This is a genomic window from Longimicrobium sp. (genome assembly GCA_036377595.1).
Lineage (GTDB): Bacteria > Gemmatimonadota > Gemmatimonadetes > Longimicrobiales > Longimicrobiaceae > Longimicrobium.
Map to the genome: position 1 here is coordinate 1 of DASUYB010000104.1, position 22,643 is coordinate 22,643.

The window sequence follows — 22,643 nt, forward strand, 5'->3', positions numbered from 1 at the left end:
AGTGCGAGAGTGCGAGAGTGCGAGAGTGCGAGAGTGCGAGAGTGCGAGAGTGCGAGAGTGCGAGAGTGCGAGAGTGCGAGAGTGCGAGAGTGCGAGAGTGCGAGAGTGCGAGAGTGCGAGAGTGCGAGAGTGCGAGAGTGCGAAGGTGCGAGAGTGCGAAGGTGCACGGATACTCTCGCACTTTCGCACCTTCGCACCTTCGCACCAGGTGTCACCGGTGTGGCGCCCTTCGTGCAAATCCCAGACGGCGGGAGGCGCGGATGCGCCTCCCGCCATCCTTTTCACCGCATGATCAGCCGATGAACGTGCATTCGCTCCGCCGCCGCGCCGTCCTGGTGGCGCTCCTGCTCGTCTCCGCCTGCGCCACCGCGGGACAGAACGACGCCGGCACCGCCTCCTCGGGCGCGCGCCCGCGCACCACGGTGGTGGTGCGGAACACCAACTTCAGCGCCTTCACCATCTACGCCGTCAACGGCACCGAGCGCCGCCGCCTGGGCGTGGTGCAGCCCGCGTCGTCGGCCACCTTCGTCATCCCCGCGGGGATGGTGGTGGGCGTCAGCAACATGCGCTTCGTGGCCGACCCCATCGGCAGCGACGCCGTCTCCAGCACCTACAATCTCCCCGTGAACGAGGGGGATACGCTGGAATTGACGATCAACTAGGTGCGAGAGTGCGAAAGTGCGAAGGTGCGAGAGTACCCTGCGCACTCTCGCACCCTCGCACTTTCGCACCCTCGCACTCTCCTCAGAGGCGGATGCGCACGCCCACGTCGCCGCGCACGTAGCTGGCGTCGCCGTGATGCACCCAGCTGACGCCGGGGGTCAGCGACAGCGGTCCGAAGCCGAAGCCCAGCCCGGCGCCCACCTCCACGCCCGTGCTCCAGCCGTCGTCGATGCTCGTGGCGGTGCCCGACACCTCCAGGTTGTGCACCACCACGCCGCCCTTGATCCACGGATCGATGGGGATCAGCGGCGTGGGGATCCCCACGCGCACCCCCGCGTCGAAACCGCTGTCCTTGAACTCGCCGCTCGAGCCCTCGGCGTCGAACTGCGCGTAGCTGTAGCCGCCGTAGATGCCGATCACCGGGATGGCGTGGTAGGTCACGCTGCCGCCCACGGTGAAGCCGGGGTTCGCGGCGTCGTTGAAGTCGCCCTGCGGCAGCGCCACGCCCGCGCGCGCCTCGAAGGAGAACGGCGTGATGTGCGGGATCTGCGCGCGCGCCGGGCCGGCCAGCAGCGCCACGCCCGCCAGGGCGGCAATGCCGACGGAAAGCTTCTTCATCTCCATCCCTCCTCAGGAGTCGTCAGTCAGGGTGATACAGCCGCGCCGGCGAAACCCTCTGCCGGCGCGGCAGCACGATAACGCCCGCCGCGGCGGACGCGAAAGGAGAACGCAACCGCGCCGCCGCGGGTTTCATCTTCTTCCACGATTCCGTCGCGGACAGGGCACCGATGGATCTCACGCAGAGGCCGCAGAGGTCGCAGAGGAGTAGTGTCGATCCCTCTGCGACCTCTGCGGCCTCTGCGTGAGATTCTCTTCTTCGTTCGATCAGATCCGGATGTGAAGCCCCACCTGCACGTAGGCCCACTGGTCGTTCTGCACCGTGCTGAACCCCACCTGCGGCGTGAGCGCGACGGGAACGCGGGGGATGCCGATCTCCGTCCCCACGCCCACCTCGAACCCCGTGGCCTGGTCGCCGGTGAGCACCTGGCCGCCGTCCGTCTCCGCCTTTCCCCGCTTGTAGACCAGGCCGCCGCGCACGAAGGGCGTGTACGGGCCGATGGGGCTGAACGTCAGCCGGATCCCGCCCTCCCAGCCGTAGAACGAGAGGTCCACGCTGTCCGCCCCGGCCGCGTTGGCGCGCTGCCACTCGTAGCCGCCGTAGATGGAGACCAGCGGGGTGATGCGGAAGATCACGTCGCCGCCGATGGCCAGCCCCGTCTGCTCGTCGTCCGCCGTCGTCGCGACGGGCGCCGCCACGCCGATGCGCGGCTCGATGGAGAACGGCGTCACCTGCGCCCGCGCGGCCGCGGGAAGCGACAGGGCGGCGGCCAGCGCCAGCAGCCCCGCGAGGGTCCTCTTCATGGGTGGGTGTCGAGGGGAGGGGACGAGACGATGCGACGGGGACTGGCGGCACGATACACCCCGCCACGCCGCGTGGAAAGGGAGATCTCCCCTGGAACGCGTCCGGCCCCCCAAAAGTGCGAAAGTGCGAAAGTGCGAGGGTGCGAAGGGTACTCTCGCACTCTCGCACTCTCGCACTTTCGCACCTAGCTGATCGTCAGCCAGGGGCGATCGGGCAATCAGAACTTGATGCCCGCGCGCACGCCGAACACCGGGTCGGCGCCCGGGTTGTCGACCCACTCCACCGTGCCGCCCAGGAAGAAGCGGTCGAAGTTCACGTCCGCGCCGCCGCGGATCCCGAAGTCGGTCTCGGTTTCGCTCCCCTCGCCCAGGATGGGGTCGTCGATGCTGAAGCGGGTGATGACCAGCGCGGGGATCACGAACGGCGTCAGCGTCAGGCTCTGGTCGCCCAGCGGCAGGGTGGCGCCCAGCCCCACCCCGATCGGCACCTGGATGACGTCCACGTCGCCCTGCGAGGCGAAGTCGGCGCGGACGTTGGGGCAGATCGACAGCGAGGGCGACGCCGCGGCGATGTAGGGCGTGAGGTCGAACGCCGCGCCGGCGCGGAAGGTGGTCAGGTCGTCGTCGTCGTCGCTGGCGAAGAGGACCCCGCCGTTGAGGGAGAGCGGCCCGTTGAAGTTGAACGATCCCTCCACGCCGAACTGGTCGACGTCGGGCGGGAAGTTCGCCACCCCGTGGATCTCGCCCTGGTTGTCGTGCGTGGGGAAGCCGGCGCACACCTGGGCGCTGGCCGCGCCCGCAGTCGCCATCACCGCCATCGCGGCCAGGACGCCGCACGTCGTCTTCTTCATCTTCATCCTTGTTTTCCTCCGTGAGAGGTCGTGCTCCAGGAATGCCCCGCACCGTGCCGCCGCGGGGCGCCCGCCGGGAGCGCCGGAAACATGCCCGCCTCCGGCACGCGCGTCAACACGCGCCGGAAGCGGACGGCGGACGAATCGCAAATCCCATGCGCATATATACTTGGTCGAGGAACATGTGTAGTATGACAGGGGGTCTCGACGGGACAATTCGCGGGGAACGCATCCCGGCGGCGTCCGCCGGAAGGGGCAAGGGCGTCCACGGGCGAGGGCGTGCGCGCCTCTTGCGTAGCCCATGTGCGGGCGTAGTGTTGTACCAACCCCGTACGTCTGCGCCGGACGCCCACACCGCACTGAACCCGCCCCGGGCCTGTCGCCCGCCGGCCGGCGGCGCACCCCACCGAACCCGATGAACGGACCCACGCACCTGGACGGCGCCGGCCTGCGCGGCGCGCTGCTCACCGCCAACGAGTACGTGCAGCGTCACCGCGCCGACCTGAACCGCATCAACGTGTTCCCCGTCCCCGACGGCGACACGGGAACCAACCTGGCGCTCACCGTAAGCTCCATCGCCGACCGGCTGCGCGGCGGCAGCGAGTCGTCGCTCTCGGCCGTGGCGCGGCAGGCCTCCGAGGCCGCCATCATGGGCGCCCGCGGCAACTGCGGGATGATCCTGTCGCACTTCCTGCTGGGCTTCAGCGACGCCATCGGCGAGCGCGCGCGCATCGGCGTGAGCGAGTTCGGCGACGTGCTGCGCAAGGCGAGCGAGCACGTGTACCGCGCGCTGGAAAAGCCGGTCGAGGGCACCATGATCACCATCATGCGCGCCATCGCCGACGAGGCCGAGCGGCTGCAGCACGGCGACTTCGTGGTGCTCTTCGAGCGGCTGCTGGTCAAGGCGCGCGAGGCGCTGGCCAGCACCCCCGACCTCCTCCCCGCGCTGAAGGCCGCCGGCGTGGTCGACGCCGGGGCGAAGGGCTTCGTCCACCTGCTCGAGGGGATCTCCTCCTTCGTCGCCGGCGATCCCCTCGTCGCGCTGGACGAGGCGCCCGAGTGGGAGGCCGAGCCCGCGTTCGCCGCCGCGGCGGTCGAGTATCCCACCGGGGAGGAGAACTTCCGCTTCTGCACCGAGGCGCTGGTGCGCGGCGCGAAGATCCCCGAGGCCGACGCGGTGCGCGCGGTGCTGCGCGAGAAGGGCGACTCGCTGGTGGTGATCCGCACCGCCGACCTGCTCAAGGTGCACATCCACACCGACGAGCCCGACGACGTCTTCGCCTATCTCCGCACGCTGGGGCGGCTGGCCACGCACAAGGCCGAGGACATGCGCGCCCAGCACGCCACCGTCGAGCGCGCGGCCGCGGCCGGGCACATGACGCTGGCGCGGCGCCCGGTCTCCATCGTCGCCGACACCGCCTGCGACCTCCCCGACGAGATCGTGCGCGCGCACGGCATCCACCTGGTCCCCCTCTCCCTCGTCTTCGGCGACCGGGTGCTGCGCGACCGCTTCGACATCACCGCCGACCAGTTCGCCGAGGAGCTGAAGAACGGCGCGCATCCCGGCACCTCGCAGCCGCCGCCGGCGCTCTTCCTCGACGCCTTCCGCCGCGCCGCCGACGAGGGCGAGGCGGTGATCGGCATCATCCTCTCCTCCGGCCTCTCCGGCACCTTCGCCAGCGCGCAGGCGGCGGCGAAGCAGCACAGCCACGACTCCGTCCGCGTCCACCTCTTCGACAGCCGCGGCGGCTCGGTGATGCAGGGGTTGCTGGCGATCAAGGCCTCGGAGCTGGGCGAGCTGGGGTGGGCGCCGGAGAAGATCGTGGGCGAGCTGGAGCGGATCCGCGCGCGCACGGGGATCCTGGTGGTGCTCGACACCTTCGAGCGCGCGCTGGCCTCGGGGCGCGTCGGCCGGGGTCGCGCGTGGCTGGGGAGCATCCTCGACATCAAGCCGATCCTCGAGGTCGACGACGCGGGCAAGCTCAATCCCGTCGCCAAGGTGCGCGGGAAGAAGCAGGTGCTGGGGAAGATGATGGAGCTCCTGGCCAGGCGCGTGCCGAAGGACGCGAAGAAGGTGCGCTTCGGCGTCTTCCACGTGGCCATCCCCGAGATCCTCGACGAGGTGTCAACGGAGCTGCGCGCGCGCTACGGGGAAGACGTGGAGATCCTGACCGCGCCGGGGACGCCGATCATCGCCACGCACGCGGGCGAGGGGGCGTGGGGGCTGTCCTGGATGATCGAGGACTGACGCCGTCGCGATTCGCGGCGGCGGTGGAGTGAAACGCGGCGGGCCGTCCGATCGTCACACTCGTGGATGACGTCCGGACGGCCGCCGCGGCGCGGGAAGCAATCGACCGCACGGGGCGTGCGACTTGCAAAGCACGCCTCCATACCCGTCCAGACGAACCCGCAACACCCCGCCGCAGGGGCGCGTCCGCCGCCCATGCCGCGCGGCGCCCCGACCCTGGGAGGCGGTCATGTACGTCCTGGTGCAGCACTACATCTCCGACCCGGTGACGTTCTGGTCCGACGTGCGCTACGCCGTCGGCGCGCTCCCCCCGCACCTGCGGCTGCATCACGTCTTTCCCACCCCCGACGGCACGCACGCCGTCTGCCTGTGGGAGGCCGAGTCGGTGCGCGACGTGAAGGCCTTCATCGAGACGTACGTGGGCCACGTGAGCCGCAACCTCTACTTCCAGGTGGAGAACCGCGACTCCATCGCCCTCCCCGGCGACCTGGTGCTCCCCGAGCCGCAGACGCAGGCCTCCGCCGCATAGCCGTGGCGGGGCGGGATCGATAGACTGACGCGGAGGCGTGGAGGAACGTGGCGGGGACGCCGCGCGCTCCGCGTCCTCCGCGTCTCCGCGTGAGGCCTTCTTTTCTTTCGATCGAGACGGAACCGCAGACGATGAGCGACGGCGGCGAGGCGCGCAGGATCACCCGGTCGACCTTCGAGATCCGCCCCGCGGACGGCGGCCCGCCCCTGCGCGGCGACGTGCGCGTGGCGGAGGGGACGAAGCCGAAGAGCGCGGTGGTGATCGTGCACGGCTTCAAGGGCTTCCGGGAGTGGGGCCCGTGGCCGCCGCTGGCCCGCGCGCTGGCGCTGCGCGGCTTCGCGGCGGTGAGCTTCGACTTCAGCCACAACGGCGTGGGCGACGACGGCGAGTTCTCGCGGCTGGACCTGTTCCGCGAGAACACGCAGACGCGCGAGCTGGACGAGATCCGCGCCGTCGTCTCCGCCCTGGAGGATGGGTCGCTGACGGGGAAGCGCGTCCGCCGCATCGGCCTGCTGGGCCACTCGCGCGGCGGCGGGGGATCGGTGATCGTGGCGGCGGAAGACGATCGGGTGAACGCGCTGGTGACCTGGGCGGCCATCGCCGACATCCCCGGGCGCTGGACGCAGGCGCAGGTGGCCGCCTGGCGCCGCGGCGACGACGTGGCCATCGAGAACGTGCGCACCAAGCAGATGATGCCGATCGGCCCGGAGTACTGGGTGGACCTGCAGCAGAACCGCGAGCGCCTCGACATCGCCGCCGCGGCCGCGCGCGTGGCGGTTCCCTGGCTCATCGTCCACGGCGACGCCGACACCTCGGTGCCGGTGGACGACGCCCACGCGCTCTTCGCCGCCGCGGGCGACAACGCCGAGCTGATGGTGATGGAGGGCACCGACCACGTGTTCGGCGTCCGCCACCCGTACGGCGGTCCCAGCGACGACCTGCGCACCGCCGCCGAGGCCACGCTGGAGTGGTTCGACACGCATCTTGCGTAGGCGTTCGAACGTTCGTTCCAGAGAGGGTAGACAAGGCGGGGCGCGCCTGCTATCGTATCGCCCCGGCCGCACCCGAACGTGTGAAACGATCCCCGAGAACCGCTGGCGGAGCACCCATATGCCGTACGTGATCGCCGAACCCTGCATCGGCACGAAGGACGCGAGCTGCGTGGAGGTCTGCCCCGTGGACTGCATCTACGAGGCGGACGACCAGTACTACATCAACCCCGACGAGTGCATCGACTGCGGGGCGTGCGAGCCGGAGTGCCCGGTGCAGGCCATCTTCCCCGACACCGACGTGCCGCCGGAGTGGACCAGCTACATCGAGAAGAACCGCGCTCTGTCGGACAAGTAGGCGGGGGTGTGCGACGCAAACCGGCCGCGGCGAGAGATCTCCTCGCCGCGGCCGGTTTCGTTTACAGAAAACTGAGGGGCCTCACGCAGAGGAGCAGAGGAAGCGGAGAACCGATCGGTTTCTCTGCTGCCTCTGCTCCTCTGCGTGAGACCCTTTTCAGGATCCAGGCGATGCGGTCAGCGGTGCCGGGTGCGGCGGCCGAGGACCATGTCGGCGTAGCCGTTGTCGGGGTCGCCGCCACGCTTCAGCACGCGGTCGACGGTGCCGGGGCCGCGGTTGTACGCGGTCAGCGCCAGCTCGGTGTCGCCCTCGTACTTGTCCATCAGCTCGCGCAGGTAGCGGAAGCCGATGCGCAGGTTGAGTTCCGGGTCGCGCAGCTGCCGCTGCGTCACGCCGCGCTTGAACAGCCGCGCGGTCGACGGCATCAGCTGCGTCAGGCCGATGGCGCCCACGGGGCTGGTGGCGCTGTTGCGGAAGCCGCTCTCGGTGCGCACCAGGCCGAACGCGACCTCCGCCGGGATGCGGTTGGCGGCGGCCGCGGCCGTGATGGCGCTGGCCAGCGACGGCGACACCTTGTAGCCGCGGTCGCGGTACTTGCCGGCCAGCTCCTCGGCCGTGCGGTTGCGCTCGCTGCGCGCCTTCTTGACCGACGACTCCGCCTTCTTCGCGGTGCGGCGCGACTCGGCCGCCTCCTTCAGCGCCACCCGCGCGGGCGGGGCCACCACGACGGGCGACATCACCTGCACGGGCGCGGTCTGGAAGCGTCGGGCCATCTCGGCCAGCGAGCCCGGCGCGCCGTCGTGCAGCGCCTTCCCCGAGCCCACCGCCACCACCTGCATTCCCGCCACCGCCAGCAGCACCGCCTGCAGCGGGCGCGAGCGGAGGAGCGAGCGCGTGTCGTTACGAAGCCGCGTGCGCCTGCGCGCAGGGGGGTTCGCAGCTTTCTTCATCGGAATAGGATGTCTCCTGTCTACGCAAGCAAAGATGCGGCGCCAGGCCAGCCGCCGCACCACGCCGTTTCGGCATTCAACATTGCCTATCATGATAAAACCCGTAACGCGTTGTGTCAACCCTACTTAGCGATTTGATACGTCCGTTCACCGCGAAAATCCGCATCAACTCTGCACTTCCGGCCCGGTGATCCGTATGTTTATCGCAGTGGGGCGACCGAACACGCACCGAATAAGTAGCAGAATACCATGGATCAAAGCATCTGCCGGTCCATTGCTTCGCATATGACGTCCGTACCGGAAACATCATGCGAATTGCACGGCCGGCGACGCGAGACGGACCTCGAGCTGCGGGGGGATGAAGATGCGCGGAGCCGCACGGCCGAAGCGTCGGAATTCCGGGCGGTGGAAGGGGATCAGGGCGGGGATGGGGAGGCGTGTGGGGACGAAACGACACGGGCGCGGACGCCCCGATTGGGACATCCGCGCCACGTCTTCCGCGCACTCTTCTTCGCGGACCGGATCGCGTGCGGCTAGAACCCCGCGGCGCGAAGATGCTCCAGGTCCAGGTCCACTGCAGCCGGTGAGTGCTCGGGCCTCTTGGCCCTCGGATGCGCCGGTACGTCGTGGCGCTGGCGGACGAGGGTGAGGCTGGCCACGATGGCTGCTACGGCCACGAGACTGACACCCAAGGTGCGGATAAGCGCCTCCCACATGGAGGATGAACGCAGCGCATCGGACGAGGCGCCACCGGTACGTTAAGCAGCTTGCGTGCCCAACGCGGTCCTGACCCTGTAACGTCTGAAACCACAATTCCATGACAGCTTCGCGACGGCGTTTTTCCGCGTCGGGATTGGACTTCCGCACCGGCGCGAAGGGGGCTGAGTGCCCTCTGGGGAGGACGGTGGGCGCGGGATGGACGGCCTTGCCGGCTGCTGCAATGTCGTGCATCTTGCGCGACCTGTGATTTCAGCAATGTGAAGGGGGCGGATGAGCGAGACGGCACGCGACCCCGAGGGCCGGTTCGAGCTGCGGGCGCCCGCCGGGTGGCAGGCGGCGCCCGACGAGGACGGCGACGGGCTGGAGGTGTGGAGCGACGAGGGGGCGGGAACGCTGCACCTGATCTCGTTCGCGCCCGGGGACGACGACTTTCCCGACCCCGGCGAGGAGCTGTACGCGTTCCTGGCCGAGCAGGACGTGGAGCTGGAGGAGGACGAGGTCGACGACGTGCCGCTGGAGGGCGGCGCGGAGATGGCGCTGTGCGAGTACCTGACCGAGGACGAGGAGAGCGGCGAGAGCCTGTTCTGGATCGTCGGGGTGGCGGCCGCGCCGGGGCGCCTGGTCTTCGCCACGTACTTCTGCCCCGCGGGCCAGGAGGCGCGCGAGCGCGAGGCCGTGCGCGAGGCGCTGGGGACGCTGCGGATCCTGGGCGCGGGGGAGATCGGGGGGGAGTAGAGGGGGGTGGGTACGTGTTGCCGGCATCGGCGCTCTCGCCGGCGCGGCGCCCTCTCCGGCTCGCCTAGGCTCGCCACCTCTCCCGTACCGGGAGAGGTAGGGGTGAGGACGTCCGCGCGGGTGACATGGATTCGCGCGGACGCGGAGTGGCCCCCTCCCCCGGCACCTCCCCCGCTGCCCAGGGGAGGGGAGAACTCAGCGCGGCGTCAGCACTTGCGTGAGGGATGCGCGCCCGGAGGGCCGGGACACCACCGCGCGCGCACCGTCGCCGCGTCAGGCGCGGATGGCCGGCGCGGTGGGGGCCCGGCGCCGTTGGCCACAGTTGTATCGTGGCCTACGGCGCGCGCAGCCCGTTTGGGCGTCTCAGCGCCCAACACGCCCGAATCCGCTGTTCAATCAGTTGAGTAGGCATCCTCACGACTGGAGGGACGAACATGGGGTTGAAGGTGGGGGACCGCGCGCCGGACGTGACGCTGCCGTCGCACGAGGGCGAGCAGACGCAGTTGTCGTCGCTGTGGCAGGACGGGCCGGTGGCGCTGCTGTTCTTTCCGCTGGCGTTCAGCAGCACCTGCACCGAGGAGCTGTGCACCGTGCGCGACGACATCGGCGCGTACACGGGGGTGAACGGGCGCGTGGCGGCCATCAGCGTGGACTCGCCGTACGTGCTGAAGCGCTACCGCGAGGACATCGGCGCCGACTTCCCCTTCCTCTCCGACTTCAACCGCGAGGCCAGCCAGGCCTTCGACGTGCTGCGCACCGCGCCCGTCGGCCCCGGCCTGCTGAACGCCAGCGACCGCGCCGCCTTCGTCGTCGACCGCGACGGGACGGTGAAGTACGCGTGGCACGAGACGCGGCCCTGGCTCCTCCCCCCGTTCGACGAGATCAAGTCCGCGCTCGCATCCGCCTGACGCGATGTCCAGATACGCGATCCCTCATACCAGATCCCGAAAAAGACTTGGCCTCACGCAGAGCAGCAGAGGGAGCAGAGGTGAGTTCTCTGCTGCCTCTGCTGCTCTGCGTGAGGCCAAGTTGTTTCTACGGATCTGATCTCAGCGCGATGCGTCGAGGATCGCTTCCATGTCCGTGGGGGTGAAGTGGTACGCCTCGTTGCAGAAGTGGCAGACCACCTCGGTGTACTCGTTCTCTTCCTCCTCGATGATCCGCCGGATCTCGTCGTGGCCCAGGCTGACGATGCCGCTCTCGAAGCGCTCGCGCGAGCACGGGCAGTGGAAGCGCACGGGATAGCGGTCCAGCAGCTCGAAGCCACCGGGGAAGACGCGCTCCAGCACCTGCTCGGGCGTCACGCCTTCGTGCACCAGCGCCGTGGGATGCGGCAGCGAGGCCAGCGCGCGCTCGATCTGCGCGATCTCGTCGTCGTCGAGCCCGGGGAGGAGCTGCACCAGGTAGCCGCCGGCCGCGTCCACGCTGCCGTCGGGGCGCACGAACACGCCCACCGCCAGCCCGGACGGGCTCTGCTCGCTCTTGGTGAGGTAGTACGCCAGGTCCAGCCCGATCTCGCCGGACTGCAGCTCCACGGTGCCCTGGTAGGTCTCGCGCATCCCCAGGTCGCGGGTGACGGAGAGGTAGCCGGTGGCGCCGACGACGCCCGCCACGTTCAGCTTGCCGTTGACGCTCTGCTCGTGCGCGTGCGGGTTGCCGGCCAGCGCGCGGACCTCGCCGCGGCCGTTGGCGGTGGCCAGGATGCGCCCCGCGGGCCCGCCGCCCTTGATCTCCACGGTGAGCGACTGGTCCTGTTCCTTGAGCGCCGATGCGGCCAGCAGCAGCGCGCCCATGGCCGTGCGGCCCACGGCGGCGCTCACCGCGGGCCAGGTGTCGTGCCGCCGCTGCAGCTCGGCCACCACGCCGGTGGCGTTCAGCGCGAAGGCGCGCACTCGGCCGTCCAGCGCCGTCGCGCGCACCATGTAGTCTCCGCTCAGCGTCATCTTTTCCCTCCAATACGAACCGCGGCCGGAGTGCTGTCGGCCGCGGCGTGAATGCTGGAATCTGTTACAACGAGCGGGGGATGGGGTTCCGCGCGCGGACCTGGCCGCGTCGCGCGGATCGCCCCTCCATCGACGCACCGAGCCCCATCTCCGTCGCCGCGGAGATGGGGCTCGATTGACTTCGATCTCCATCGATCCCGCTCAACCCGTCACCGGCAGGCCTTGCCCTCCCACACCTTCACCCAGCGGCCGCCGCGGTCGGCGGAGATGGCCTCGTACCAGGCGTCGGTGGGGCCGAAGACCTGGATCAGCAGCTCGTTGCCCCCCTTGCCGTTCCAGTTCAGGTAGTCGACCGCGTGCGGCGCACGCTTGGGCACGCGGCGGTAGTCGGCCACCTCGCTGTAGATGGGGTTGTAGCCCGTGCGCTGCTCGTACGCGGCCACGTAGAACACGCTCCACCCTTCCTTGTCGCCCGCTCCCACGGCCAGGTTGTCGCCGGAGAGGAAGGTGGTGGCCATCTCCGCCGTGCCGCCGCGCACCAGGTCCATCGCCTGCAGGTCGCGCTGGGCGCGCGTCCAGCTTCCGGGACGCGGGAGGCCGGCCGTCAGGATCTGCCGCTCGGCGACGAGAGGCGCGTAGCGGCGGATGGGTCCGTCCACCTGCGGCGGGCTGAACTCGCCCACCACGTCGGGCTCCAGCCCCTTGCGGAAGGCCAGGAACTCCTGGTCCGCCGCCGCCGCCGCCACCGTGGTGGCCTGCCCGGCGCCGATCGGCACGCCGCAGCTCGACAGCCCCGCGGGCCCGGCCAGCGTGAACGTCCCCACCTTTGCGCCACGTCGGAAGAGCACGTACTGCGCGTTGGGCGGGAGCACGGCCTGGCGGAAGCGCTGCTCGAACGCCTGCGGCGACACGCCCGCCGGCCGCTGCAGCGCGCGCAGCGAGTCGCCCGAGATCTCGGCCACGGGAACGATGCGGTCCTGCCCCGCGCTGCGCACCACGTGGAAGACCACGTTGCCGCGCGGGAGGCCCAGGTCGGTCTGCTCGGTGGGCGTCGGCGTGCCCGCGGTGGCGCCCTCGGGCGGCGGCGGCTTGACGATGCGGACCTCGGCGCCGCCCCACTGTACCTTTTCGCAGCCGGAGAGACCGGTTAGAATCAGGGCGGCCGCGGCGCAGACGGCGCGGGCTGGCTGTGCGCGCATACACAATCCGGAAGCGTGTTGGAACGGACCGGCGGCGCCCATGGCGCGGCGCCGGTCCGCTGGTTGCGGGGGCCCGCACCAGCAAGGAACCGGCCACCCGACGGCGGCCCGTGGCGCGGTAGCTTAAGGAAATCCCCCGATCCCTGCCAGATGATCGACACCAGCGAGTTCCGCCGCGTGATCGGCCACTTCGCCTCGGGCGTCACGGTGGTCACCACGTGCCGGCCCGACGGCGGCCCGTGCGGCCTGACGGCCAGTGCGGTAGCGTCGCTCTCGCTGCAGCCCACCCTCCTCCTCGTCTGCGTGGAGAAGAGCTCCGACACGCACGCCTGCATCGTGACGAGCGGCTTCTTCGCGGTGAACGTGCTGGCCGAGGGAAAGGGCGAGACGCTGGCCCGCCGCTTCTCGGACACGGACGCGGGGCCGGCGGAGAAGTTCACGGGAATCGCCTGGCGTTCCGAGCGCACCGGCGCGCCCGTGCTCGACGACGCGCTGGCGTGGCTGGACTGCGAGGTGACGGAATCGGTCGAAGCGGGAGACCACACGGTGTTCATGGGCGAGGTGAAGGCGGCGGACGCCGGCGAGGGCACGCCGCTGCTGTACTACCGGGGAGGGTACGGCCGCTTTGTCCCGTGAGCTGATCCGCCGCCTGGCCGCACCCGCGCGCCCGCTGCTGGTGGGCGTGGCGCTGGCCGTGGTCGCCTTCGCCGGCGGCAGCCTGATGCTGTACGAGGCGCGCGGCGCGCTGGCCGCGGCCGGCGGGCTGGTGGCCACCTTCGCGGCGGCGCTGGCGGCGGGGCTGTGGGCCGGCGCGCCGGTGGACGATCCCGAGCGCCCGCCCGCCGGCCGCTGGGTGCTGGCGGCCATCTCGCTCGGCATCGCGGGCGTCATCGCCACGGCGTGGCGGCTGTGGGAGGGGGAGCGGATGGGCGGCCCGGCGCGCGCGCTGGGGCTGCTGTTCGTCATCGGCATCCCCGTCTACGCGGCCGGCTACCTCCTTCCCGGCCTGCTGGCGTGGGAGTCGGCGTCGGACGAGGAAGAGGATGGAGATGTCGATCCCGGCATCACCTCCACGACGTTCGTGACGGCGGTGATGGCGGGCGTGGCGATCGGCGCGGCGCTCTGCGGCCTCTTCCTCCTCCCCCGCTTCGCGCCGGGGACGCTGCTGCTGGGCGCGGCCGCGGTGCTCGCCTTCCCGCTGGCCTATCCGCGCACGCTGCGGGGGACGAGCACCGAGCGCACGCTGCTGATGGAGGAGCAGACGCCGTTCGGCACGCTGCAGGTGATGGAGATCGTCTACCCGGGGAAGCGGCAGCCCGAGCGGCGCCTCTACCAGAACGGCGAGATCGAGTCGGGCGAGCTGGTGCGCACCGGCGCGCCGACCTTCGCCTACATCGCGGCGGCGGAGCGGCTCTTCCAGGCGGTGGAGCGCCCCGGGCTGAGCTGGCTCTTCCTGGGCGGCGGCGCGTACACGCTCCCCCGGCGCATCGCCGAGCGCGACCCGCAGGCGCGGATCACGGTGGTCGAGCTGGACCCCGAGGTCACGCGCGCGGCCTACCGCTGGTTCGGGCTGCGCCCCGAGCACGGCGTGCACACCATCCACGGCGACGCGCGGCTGGTGGCCGACGGGCTTCCCGACGCCGCGTACGACCGCCTGTTCGTGGACGTGTACGACGGCACCGAGGCGGTCCCCTATCACCTGGTGACGCTGGAGGCGCTGCACGGGCTGGCGCGGCTGCTGCGCCCCGGCGGGGTGATCGTGGTGAACGTGATCGGCGTGGCGCAGGGCGAGGGCGACCGGCGCTTCTGGTCGACGGCGCGGACGGCGCGCGAGGCGTTCGGGAGCGTGCGCCTCTATTACCACCTGAGCCGCGACTTCCCCGACCGGCAGAACTTCCTCGTGGCCGCCGCGCCGGGCGGCGGGGTGGCGCTCCCCGACACGGCGGGGACGTTCGAGCCGTGGCCGGAGGCGGAGTGGCCGCGGCTGTCGGGAACGGTGGTGTTCCGCGACCGCTTCGCCGACCCGCAGGAAAAGCGCGCCCCGCTGCACTCCGGCGACCGCCCCGAGCGCGTCCTCTTCCCCGAGCGCGAGCAGCGCGGCGTGGAGCCGGATTTCGGGGAGTGAGCCGTTTCGGGCGATGAGCAGCGCGTCCCGGAAGGATGTCATTCCGAACGGAGCCGCTGCACCGGCCTTTCCATCGCACCGGCGGTCGGCGGCTCCGTGAGGAATCTATACTCCGCACAGGAGCGATAGGCGGCCTGTCGCTCGTACGCTGGCCAAAGATTCCTCGGGCTGCAGCCATCGGAGCGGACGCGGGATCGGTCTGGCCGCCCTCGGAATGACAGAATCGTGCGCCAGTCGTATTCGGAGTCTGGAGGCGGGATGGAGATCTTCAAGGAGTTCGGGTTCGAGGCGGCGCACCGGCTGCCGAACGTGCCGGAGGGGCACAAGTGCGCGCGGCTGCACGGGCACTCGTTCCGCGTGGAGGTGCACGTGCGCGGCGGGCTGGACCCGCGGCTGGGGTGGGTGATGGACTTCGCCGACCTGAAGGCCGCGGTGAAGCCCGTGATCGCCGAGCTCGACCACTACTATCTCAACGAGATCCCCGGGCTGGATAACCCGACCAGCGAGGTGCTGGCCCGCTGGCTCTGGACGCGCCTGATCCCCACCCTTCCCGGCCTCACCCGCATCGTCGTCCGCGAGACCTGCACCTCCGGCTGCACCTACCAGGGCGAGGACGAATAGGTCTCACGCAGAGGCCGCAGAGGTCGCAGAGTAGGACGGAGTCGGCCGTCCGTTCTCTGCGTCCTCTGCGGCCTCTGCGTGAGATTCGTTTCACCCCGGCAGGCGCACGGTGAAGGTGCTCCCCTCGCCGGGGGCGGATTGCGCTTCGATGTCGCCGCCCATGAGGCGGGCCATGCGCCGCGCCACGGCGAGGCCCATCCCCGTGCCGCCGGCGCGCCGCACGAGCGGGTGCTCGGCCTGCCAGAACGGCTCCCAGATCCGCTCCAGGTGCTCGGGATCGATCCCGATCCCCGTGTCCTCCACGACCACGGCGAAGGCGCCCGGCTCGCGGTGGGTACGCGCGCTCACCCGGCCGCGCTCGGTGAACTTCACCGCGTTGCCGAGGAGATGACAGACGATCTGCCGCAGCCGCGTGGCATCCGTCTCGGCCATGCACGCGCCGTTCATCTCCACCGCCACCTCGATCCCCCGCGCCTCGGCGTCGCCGCGCACGCCGGCGGCCGCGTCGCCCACCAGTGCCTGCACGTCGGTGGCGTCCAGGCGCAGCGGCTCGCCCGCGTCCATTCGCGCATAGGCCAGCACGTCGTCGATCATCCCCAGCAGCTGCCGGGCGCCCGCGCGGATGCGGTCCAGGTGGCGCGCCTGTGCATCGGTGAGCGGCCCCGCCTCGCCGTCGCGCAGCAGCTCGGCGAAGCCGGTGATCACGTTCAGCGGCGTCTTCAGCTCGTGCGTGACCACGGCCAGGAAGTCGCCCTTCGCGGCCGCGGCGGCCTCGGCCTCGGCGCGCGCGATGCGCTCGCGCAGGAGCAGCGTCTCGCGCTCGGCCTCGGCGCGCTTGCGCTGGGTGATGTCCTCGGCGATGCAGTACACGCCGAGGATCGCCTCGTCCACCACAATGGGGAGGAGGCGGAGGCTGACGTCCACGCGCGTGCCGCCGCAGTGCGTCAGCGCCGTCTCGGTGTACTGCGGCTCGCCCCGCGCCGCGGCGGTGAAGAACTCGCGCGCCGACGCCCGCGCGCCGGGGACGACCAGCGTCCAGAACGGCTCGCCGACCAGGTCGTCGGCCGCGTAGCCGGTGAGCGCCTCGGCGGCGGGATTCGCGGTGCGCAGGCCGCCGTCCAGGTCGAACGAGCAGACGGCGTCGGGGTTGTTCTCGAAGAGCGAGCGGTAGCGCTGGCGGCTCTCCTCGTAGCGGCGCGCCACCTCGCGGCGCTCGGTCAGGTCGCGCATCAGCACGCCGAACCCCACCATCCGCCCCTCCTCGTCGCTGACGGCGGTGAGCACGACGCTGGCCCACAGGCGCGAGCCGTCGCGGCGGACGCGCCACGCCACCGCCTCGCACCTCCCCTGCGACTCAGCGATGCGCAGGTCGCGCTCCGGCGCTCCGCGCTCCGCGTCCTCGGGGGGATAGAGGACGGAGACGGGCCGGCCGACGACCTCCGCCTCGCTCCACCCCAGCATCCGTCCGGCGCCCTCGGTCCACGTGGCCACGCGGCCGTCGGGGCTCAGCATGAGGATGGCGTAGTCGGTGACGTGCTCCACCAGCAGCCGGTACAGCTCGTCGCGCGAGGGCGGCGCCGGCGGCAGCGGGTCGGGGATGGATTTGCGGCGGCGTTCGGGCATGGCGGAGGGCGGGGCGATGACGGGATGACCGAACCGGGCGGGGATCTCAGAGTTACAGAAAATGTCCGGGCGGCGCCAGAGGTTTGGAGGGAATTTGAACGGGATCCCCGGGAAACAGCGCCCGCGTGCGAGACACCATGGAAGGAATTTCACCCTGCCGAAGACACCCCTTCGCTCCTCGACAAGGAGATCGCCACGTCGGACTCGTACCGCCTTGCCTGCACGCGAAAGGGGTCGTACTATTCCAAAAACGGTACAGAATACCCACCGATGAATGATCCGTGGCGACAAACGTTCCAGGGACCAACGTTCCCGGCGTGCCCCCTGCCGGTCGACCGAAGCCGTTCAAGGGCTTCCTGCCGTGGTACTGGGAGAACTATGTCCTGTGCCTCCTGTTCCACCTGCTGGTACCGCTGCTCCCGCTTGGATTCGAGCTGGCGTTCACCGGCCGGGTGAGAACGTCTTCCCTTCTGCTGGGCGCGTCCTTCTATATAATTGGAATCGGTGTGTCATCGGCGAGCCGGCTGTTCTTCGGCGCCAGTCTGGTAACGGGCCTGATCTTCGCGGCAATCTATGGAAACGCCGTGAGCCGTGAGACATCGGGCGTGCCGCCAGCAGCCGCGCAGCACGGGCCCACCAGCCGCGGGCCGCTGGATTCGGCGCCGGTGTGGGCGCTGCTCGTGTTCGGCGCGGCACATGCTGGAGAACGGTACATGCGGCACGTGGCCGGAAGGGCATCGTTCCTGGAGTTCCTTCCCGAGGAGGATGGGTAGGATGTGGCAAGACGTCCTGATGGTCTTCAGCGTCCTGACCGGTACCGCGCTGGCCATTCTCTCGATCTACTCCGTGTGGCGCCTGCACAGGGCCGAAGCGAAACTGATCGACCGGCTGAAAGCCGACCGCGAGCTCTCGCGTGAGTTGCATCCGACCGGCCTTCTCGAGCCGAGCGAACGCGAACTCGAGGCAATCCACCGCGCCGTGCTTCGCAACCTCCGGACGCTGCGCCCCGACGAGCGCCGCGATCTGCGGCAGGTCATCCAGCAGCCCTCCGAGACTGGCCGCAAGAACTACCTGGCCAAGCTCTTCGAGAGCGTGAGCACCGGGTTGGCGAGCGACGCGGCTTGAGATCCCCTCGTGATCACCAGAAGGACAAACGGCCGCCTGCGTCGGGCGGCCGTTTCGCGTCCATCGCGTACGTCGGATCTGACCGGACCTACTCCGACGCCGGGTGCTCGGCCGGGCCCTCGTCCTCCATCCAGACGGTCTTGAGGTTCATGAACTCGTGGATGCCGACGCGGCCCAGCTCGCGGCCGTAGCCGCTCTGCTTCACGCCGCCGAACGGCAGCCGCGGGTCCGACGCCACAATCGCGTTCACGAACGTCATCCCCGCCTCCAGCTCGTCCACGAAGCGCCGCGCCTCGGCCTCGTCGCGCGTCCACACGCTGCTCCCCAGGCCGAAGTCGCTGTCGTTGCCGATGCGGATCGCGTCGTCCGCGCCCGCAGCGCGGAAGAGGAGGGCCACGGGGCCGAACACCTCCTCGCGGTATGCCGGCGCGTCCTCCGGGATCTCCGCCAGGATGGTGGGGCGATAGAACCATCCCGGCCCCTCGATCCGCTCGCCGCCGGTCAGCACCTTCGCGCCCGCGGCCACGGAGTCGCGCACCTGCCGCTCCACGTCGTCGCGCGTACTCTCCATCGCCAGCGGACCGACGTCCGTCTCGTCCCGCATCGGATCTCCCACCTTCTGCGCCTCCATCGCGCGGACGAAGCGCTCGGTGAACGCGTCGTAGACGTCCGCGTGCACGATGAAGCGCTTGGCGGCGATGCAGCTCTGGCCGTTGTTGATGCATCGCGCCTTCGCCGCCGTCTCCGCCGCCGCGTCGAGGTCGGCGCTGGGGAGGACGATGAAGGGATCGCTCCCGCCCAGCTCCAGCACCGTCTTCTTCAACCGCTTCCCCGCGCGCTCGGCCACGCTGCTCCCCGCTGGCGTGCTGCCGGTGAGCGTGGCCGCCTTTACCCGCGGGTCGTCGATGATCCCCGCGACCGCGTCCGCGCCCACCAGCAGCGTCTGGAACACGCCCTCGGCGAAGCCCGCGCGGCGCAGGACGTCCTCGATCGCCATCGCGCAGCGGGGGACGTTGGACGCGTGCTTGAGGAGGCCGACGTTCCCCGCCATCAGCCCCGGCGCGGCGAAGCGGAAGACCTGCCAGAAGGGGAAGTTCCACGGCATCACCGCCAGCACGGGGCCGAGGGGGAGATGGCGCACGTACGAGCGCCTGGCCTTCGTCTCCACCGCGTCGTCGGCCAGGAAGCGCGCGGCGTTCTCGGCGTAGTAGCGGCACGACCAGGCGCACTTCTCCGCCTCGGCGATCGCCGACTTGAGCGTCTTCCCCATCTCCGTCGTCATCGTCCGGGCGAGATCGAGCTTCTCGCGCTCCAGGATCTCGCCGGCGCGCGCCATCTTCGCCGCGCGGTCGGAGATGGAGGTGCGGCGGTGCGCGCGGAACGCCTCGTCGGCCAGCGCCAGCCTGCGCTCGACCTCGTCGGGCGTGTGCTTCTCCAGCCCCGTCGGCTGCTCCTCGCCCGTGGCGGGATTGATGGTGGTGATGGGCATCGGGTTCCGGGTGAGATCGTACGAGAGACGTGGGATCCGCTCGCGATCGCACGCAAGCATCGGGCGCGGGCCCGCGCAGCGCAGTCCGCGTGGAAAGCGAAGGCCGGACGCGCATCGGGACGCACGTCCGGCCTCGATCCCGCAAGTCACTGATCGTTCGATGATGAATCGCTTCCGCTCCTCCTCCTGACCGGATCGCGAGCGTCATCCGTCCGCCACCGCGACGCCCGCCCGACTCTCACCGGCGAGGCCGCGCATGATCTCGAGCACCGCGCCGGCCTGTGAGGTGTCGCGCAGGGCGGCGAGGAACGGCGTGGCGAGCCGGGGGTGCTCGAACGCCTCGGAGGGTGCCATGGCGGCGTAGGCGACGAGGTCGGCCCACGAGCGGTGGCGGCGGGTGTCGGCGGGCGGGCGGCGGGGAAGCAGGTCCAGCGCGAACACGGCGAAGGCGAGCGCGTCGATCTCCGGGAGCGCGACCTCGGCGCCGGTCAGCCACGGCAGCATGGCGCCGTAGCCGAGCTGCTCGTATTCCGCGTATCCGCGTGCGCCGGTGTCGGCGGCAAAGTAGCGCCCGGCCGGCACGGCGAAGGGCGCGTAGCAGAGCAGGGCGCGCGGCCGCACGTCGGCCTCGCGCCCGCCGTATCCCGCCGAGAACGCGAACATCGAGCGGTGGCACACGCCCAGCACCCAGCCGGTGTCGTGCACCGCCACCAGCGCCTCGGCCACCGCGCGCACGAAGGAGAGCGGCCGCTCGCGCAGCCACGCGGCCACCACCGGCGAGCCGTCGGCACGCAGCGCGAAGGGCGCGGCGTACAGGATCCCCCGCTCGGCCCCGCCGGGCGTCGCCGCGCGCGCCAGGTAGCGCAGCCCCCGCGCCCCCGAGCGCCGCTCCAGCGCCGCGAACAGCTCGCGCTCGTGCTCCAGCGCCTCGTCCACCGCCGCCGACCCGTCGCCGCCGCGCAGCCAGGCCGTGGGATGGCGGTGGAAGGGGGCGTGCACCACGCGCGTGCGCAGCCCCAGGAAGGCGTGGCCGGGGAGCGGCGCGGGGCCCACCTCGATCCCGCCGGGCGCGTCGATCTGGTCGGGTGGGGGAAGGAGGCGCAGCGCGCCGGGCTCCGCCACCTGCTCGGACCAGGCGGGGGTGTCGATCCGCCGCACCGACCCGCGCTTCTCCACCCGCGCGAACCATCCCCCCCGGAACGCCGCCGCCACCCGCAGCCGCGCCGGATCGGCGGTGACGTACCAGGCCGGGATCGCCGCGTCGGTCCCGTCGAACAGCGGCGCCACGTCCAGCTCCGCCATCCGCGAGCCCACCTCGGCGCGCTCGGGCGCGAACACCCGCGCCTGAACCGCCTTTCCCGCCTCGGCCGAGAGCGCGCGGAGGCGGACGGGAGACGGGGTGTCGGGGGTGATCCAGGCCCACTCGCGGTCGATGGGGATCACGAAGAGGGTGGACTGCGTGCGGAGCGGCTCCGCGGGCGGCGCGGGAAGGCGCACCGCGGGGCGCCACGCCGGCCGCGCCCCCGCGCGATGCACCGCCGCCGCGGCCCTGGCGACCAGCGCCGTCCACAGCGGCACCTCGAGCCCGGCGGGAACGAAGCCCGGCTCGCCCAGCGCGCTGCCGGCGAGCTGCTCCATCGCCAGCTGGCCGCCGTGCGCCTCCGCCGCTTCGCCCGCGGCCGCGGCGGAGAGTGCGTGCACCTGCCGCGCCGTCTCGTCCCGCGCGGCCACGGCCCGGGCGGGGCGCGCCTGCGCCCGCTCGCGCAGCCGCCGGCGGGCGCGCAGCAGCACCCAGAGCTCCTCCACCGTGGGCCCGTCCTCCGCCCGCGCGGGGAGGAGCTCCGCCTGCTCGGGAAGGTCCGCCGCCAGCTCCGCCAGCCGCGCCGACACGTGCTCCAGGCGCGCCAGGAACACCCGCACGTCGGCGGGCTTGCGCACGCGGCGCAGGTCGTCGCCCGACACCCCGGCCTCGCCGAGGAGCCGGGCGGTGAGCGTGGGAAGCCGCGGGGCGAAGCGGTCGTGCAGCGCGGCGAGCGCTTCAGCGGCGCGATCAGCATGCGCCTGCAGGAGCGCCGCCGCCTCCACCCGCTCCGAGAGATCGCGGAGATACTTCCCGAACGCGCGGATCGCCGGGCTCTTCGTGTCGAGCTGCCAGAGGGGGCGGCGCAGGATGCGCGGGAGGGCGCCGTGCTCGCGGTCGTCCAGCGCGCGCGCCACCTCGGCGCGCAGCTCCTCGACCAGGGGAAGCGCGGGGGAGGGGAGCGCCTGGAGACGGTCGAGCGCCGCGCGCAGGTCGCGCTCGGCGCGGGCAAGGTAGGCCACCAGCCCGGGAGGCACCGCCAGCGCGTCGGCGAGCGCCTCGGCGAGCAGCGGAGAGACCTGCGTCACCGCGGCCTCTGCGTGTCCTGCACGCAGCGGCCGCGCTGCCGCTCCTGCTCGGCGTCGCCGGGGATGCGCGGGCGGATCTCGATCTCGATGCGCCGGTCGGCGGGGTCGGGGTCGCGGCTGGCGCGGGCGCGCTCGGGGCTGCGGGGATAGTAGCGGCTGCGCCCCAGCGCGGTGACCTGGCAGGGGAGGATGTGCACCGAGTCGATCAGGAAGAGCGCCACCGACGCCGCGCGCGCCGCCGACAGCCGCCAGTTGGTGGAGTCGGCGCCCTCGCGGCTGGTGTGCCCCACTACCTGGATCTGGTCGATCGAGGCGATCAGCCCGCTGTCGGACCGCAGGTACGTGCCGAACGCGCGCAGGATCCGCCGCCCCTCGGGCCTCAGGTCCGCCAGCTCCGAGCGGCGCTGGGGAAAGGTGGCGTCGCCCTCGATGCGCAGCAGCAGGTAGTCGCCCGGGCGGCTCACGCTTACCCGGTGGCGCTCGGCGGTGCGGGTGAGCGCGGAGTCGATCCGCGCCAGGGTGCTTTCCCGCGCGCGGTTGCGGCCGATGGCGGGCACCGTGGTGGCGGCGAAGAGGATCAGGAAGAGGAGCGAGGTGGCCGCCAGCAGGTCGGCGAAGGCGGGCCAGGGGCTGTGCTCCTCCGGGTCGTGCTCGATCTCGGCCAT

At 71.4% G+C, this 22,643-nt stretch carries 23 protein-coding genes; 12 read left to right on the forward strand and 11 right to left on the reverse strand.

Annotated features, from left to right (window positions below; translation table 11 throughout):
- Positions 1-299: 299 nt before the first annotated feature.
- Positions 300-662, forward strand: a complete 363-nt coding sequence (locus tag VF092_17015; GenBank protein ID HEX6749002.1) for a hypothetical protein — start codon at positions 300-302, stop codon at positions 660-662.
- 82 nt (positions 663-744) lie between these two features.
- Here VF092_17015 and VF092_17020 read toward each other — a convergent pair whose 3' ends face one another.
- The 3 genes from VF092_17020 to VF092_17030 form a co-directional block, all read right to left on the reverse strand.
- Positions 745-1,281 (reverse strand): outer membrane beta-barrel protein, encoded by a 537-nt coding sequence (locus VF092_17020; protein HEX6749003.1) that lies wholly within the window; start codon positions 1,279-1,281, stop codon positions 745-747.
- Positions 1,282-1,548: 267 nt separating this feature from the next.
- Positions 1,549-2,085 (reverse strand): outer membrane beta-barrel protein, encoded by a 537-nt coding sequence (locus VF092_17025; GenBank protein ID HEX6749004.1) that lies wholly within the window; start codon positions 2,083-2,085, stop codon positions 1,549-1,551.
- Between the two features lie 218 nt (positions 2,086-2,303).
- Complete coding sequence (locus VF092_17030; GenBank protein HEX6749005.1) at positions 2,304-2,936, reverse strand: hypothetical protein; 633 nt, start codon at positions 2,934-2,936, stop codon at positions 2,304-2,306.
- A gap of 415 nt (positions 2,937-3,351) precedes the next feature.
- On the opposite strand from VF092_17030, the gene VF092_17035 reads away from it, so the two are divergent.
- From VF092_17035 to VF092_17050, 4 genes are all read left to right on the forward strand, one after another.
- On the forward strand, positions 3,352-5,184 hold the full coding sequence (locus VF092_17035) for a DegV family protein (protein ID HEX6749006.1): 1,833 nt from the start codon (positions 3,352-3,354) through the stop codon (positions 5,182-5,184).
- Between the two features lie 229 nt (positions 5,185-5,413).
- Complete coding sequence (locus tag VF092_17040) at positions 5,414-5,713, forward strand: hypothetical protein (protein HEX6749007.1); 300 nt, start codon at positions 5,414-5,416, stop codon at positions 5,711-5,713.
- Positions 5,714-5,844: 131 nt separating this feature from the next.
- The gene (locus VF092_17045) at positions 5,845-6,705 is read left to right on the forward strand and encodes an alpha/beta fold hydrolase (GenBank protein HEX6749008.1); all 861 of its coding nucleotides are present in this window, start codon (positions 5,845-5,847) and stop codon (positions 6,703-6,705) included.
- 118 nt (positions 6,706-6,823) lie between these two features.
- The gene (locus VF092_17050; protein HEX6749009.1) at positions 6,824-7,060 is read left to right on the forward strand and encodes a ferredoxin; all 237 of its coding nucleotides are present in this window, start codon (positions 6,824-6,826) and stop codon (positions 7,058-7,060) included.
- A 176-nt stretch (positions 7,061-7,236) separates the two neighbouring features.
- On the opposite strand, the gene VF092_17055 is transcribed toward VF092_17050, so the two are convergent.
- The gene (locus VF092_17055; protein HEX6749010.1) at positions 7,237-8,010 is read right to left on the reverse strand and encodes a transglycosylase SLT domain-containing protein; all 774 of its coding nucleotides are present in this window, start codon (positions 8,008-8,010) and stop codon (positions 7,237-7,239) included.
- Between the two features lie 533 nt (positions 8,011-8,543).
- Positions 8,544-8,687 (reverse strand): hypothetical protein, encoded by a 144-nt coding sequence (locus tag VF092_17060; protein ID HEX6749011.1) that lies wholly within the window; start codon positions 8,685-8,687, stop codon positions 8,544-8,546.
- 313 nt (positions 8,688-9,000) lie between these two features.
- On the opposite strand from VF092_17060, the gene VF092_17065 reads away from it, so the two are divergent.
- On the forward strand, positions 9,001-9,465 hold the full coding sequence (locus tag VF092_17065) for a hypothetical protein (GenBank protein HEX6749012.1): 465 nt from the start codon (positions 9,001-9,003) through the stop codon (positions 9,463-9,465).
- A gap of 434 nt (positions 9,466-9,899) precedes the next feature.
- Positions 9,900-10,373: a redoxin domain-containing protein gene (locus VF092_17070; protein ID HEX6749013.1), complete on the forward strand. Its 474-nt coding sequence runs from the start codon at positions 9,900-9,902 to the stop codon at positions 10,371-10,373.
- Between the two features lie 141 nt (positions 10,374-10,514).
- On the opposite strand, the gene hslO is transcribed toward VF092_17070, so the two are convergent.
- Together hslO and VF092_17080 are read right to left on the reverse strand one after the other, a co-directional pair.
- Positions 10,515-11,408: an Hsp33 family molecular chaperone HslO gene (gene hslO / locus VF092_17075; GenBank protein ID HEX6749014.1), complete on the reverse strand. Its 894-nt coding sequence runs from the start codon at positions 11,406-11,408 to the stop codon at positions 10,515-10,517.
- Positions 11,409-11,617: 209 nt separating this feature from the next.
- Positions 11,618-12,607 (reverse strand): hypothetical protein, encoded by a 990-nt coding sequence (locus tag VF092_17080; GenBank protein HEX6749015.1) that lies wholly within the window; start codon positions 12,605-12,607, stop codon positions 11,618-11,620.
- Positions 12,608-12,757: 150 nt separating this feature from the next.
- On the opposite strand from VF092_17080, the gene VF092_17085 reads away from it, so the two are divergent.
- The 3 genes from VF092_17085 (at position 12,758) to queD (ending at position 15,353) form a co-directional block, all read left to right on the forward strand.
- Positions 12,758-13,243: a flavin reductase family protein gene (locus VF092_17085; GenBank protein ID HEX6749016.1), complete on the forward strand. Its 486-nt coding sequence runs from the start codon at positions 12,758-12,760 to the stop codon at positions 13,241-13,243.
- Entirely contained in the window at positions 13,233-14,732 is a 1,500-nt protein-coding gene (locus VF092_17090) for a fused MFS/spermidine synthase (protein ID HEX6749017.1), read from the forward strand. The genes VF092_17085 and VF092_17090 overlap by 11 nt, the downstream gene beginning before the upstream one ends.
- Before the next feature lie 258 nt (positions 14,733-14,990).
- Positions 14,991-15,353 (forward strand): 6-carboxytetrahydropterin synthase QueD, encoded by a 363-nt coding sequence (queD, locus tag VF092_17095; GenBank protein HEX6749018.1) that lies wholly within the window; start codon positions 14,991-14,993, stop codon positions 15,351-15,353.
- Between the two features lie 90 nt (positions 15,354-15,443).
- Here queD and VF092_17100 read toward each other — a convergent pair whose 3' ends face one another.
- A complete protein-coding gene (locus VF092_17100) occupies positions 15,444-16,976 on the reverse strand; it encodes a PAS domain S-box protein (protein HEX6749019.1) in 1,533 nt (510 codons plus the stop codon).
- A 281-nt stretch (positions 16,977-17,257) separates the two neighbouring features.
- On the opposite strand from VF092_17100, the gene VF092_17105 reads away from it, so the two are divergent.
- On the forward strand, positions 17,258-17,749 hold the full coding sequence (locus VF092_17105) for a hypothetical protein (GenBank protein ID HEX6749020.1): 492 nt from the start codon (positions 17,258-17,260) through the stop codon (positions 17,747-17,749).
- Position 17,750: 1 nt separating this feature from the next.
- Positions 17,751-18,101 (forward strand): hypothetical protein, encoded by a 351-nt coding sequence (locus VF092_17110; protein HEX6749021.1) that lies wholly within the window; start codon positions 17,751-17,753, stop codon positions 18,099-18,101.
- An 88-nt stretch (positions 18,102-18,189) separates the two neighbouring features.
- Here VF092_17110 and VF092_17115 read toward each other — a convergent pair whose 3' ends face one another.
- The 3 genes from VF092_17115 to VF092_17125 form a co-directional block, all read right to left on the reverse strand.
- Positions 18,190-19,590 carry an NAD-dependent succinate-semialdehyde dehydrogenase gene (locus VF092_17115; protein HEX6749022.1) on the reverse strand — a complete coding sequence of 467 codons (1,401 nt, stop codon included), beginning with the start codon at positions 19,588-19,590 and terminating at the stop codon, positions 18,190-18,192.
- Positions 19,591-19,794: 204 nt separating this feature from the next.
- Complete coding sequence (locus VF092_17120; protein ID HEX6749023.1) at positions 19,795-21,978, reverse strand: hypothetical protein; 2,184 nt, start codon at positions 21,976-21,978, stop codon at positions 19,795-19,797.
- Positions 21,975-22,643 carry an OmpA family protein gene (locus VF092_17125; GenBank protein HEX6749024.1) on the reverse strand — a complete coding sequence of 223 codons (669 nt, stop codon included), beginning with the start codon at positions 22,641-22,643 and terminating at the stop codon, positions 21,975-21,977. The genes VF092_17120 and VF092_17125 overlap by 4 nt, the downstream gene beginning before the upstream one ends.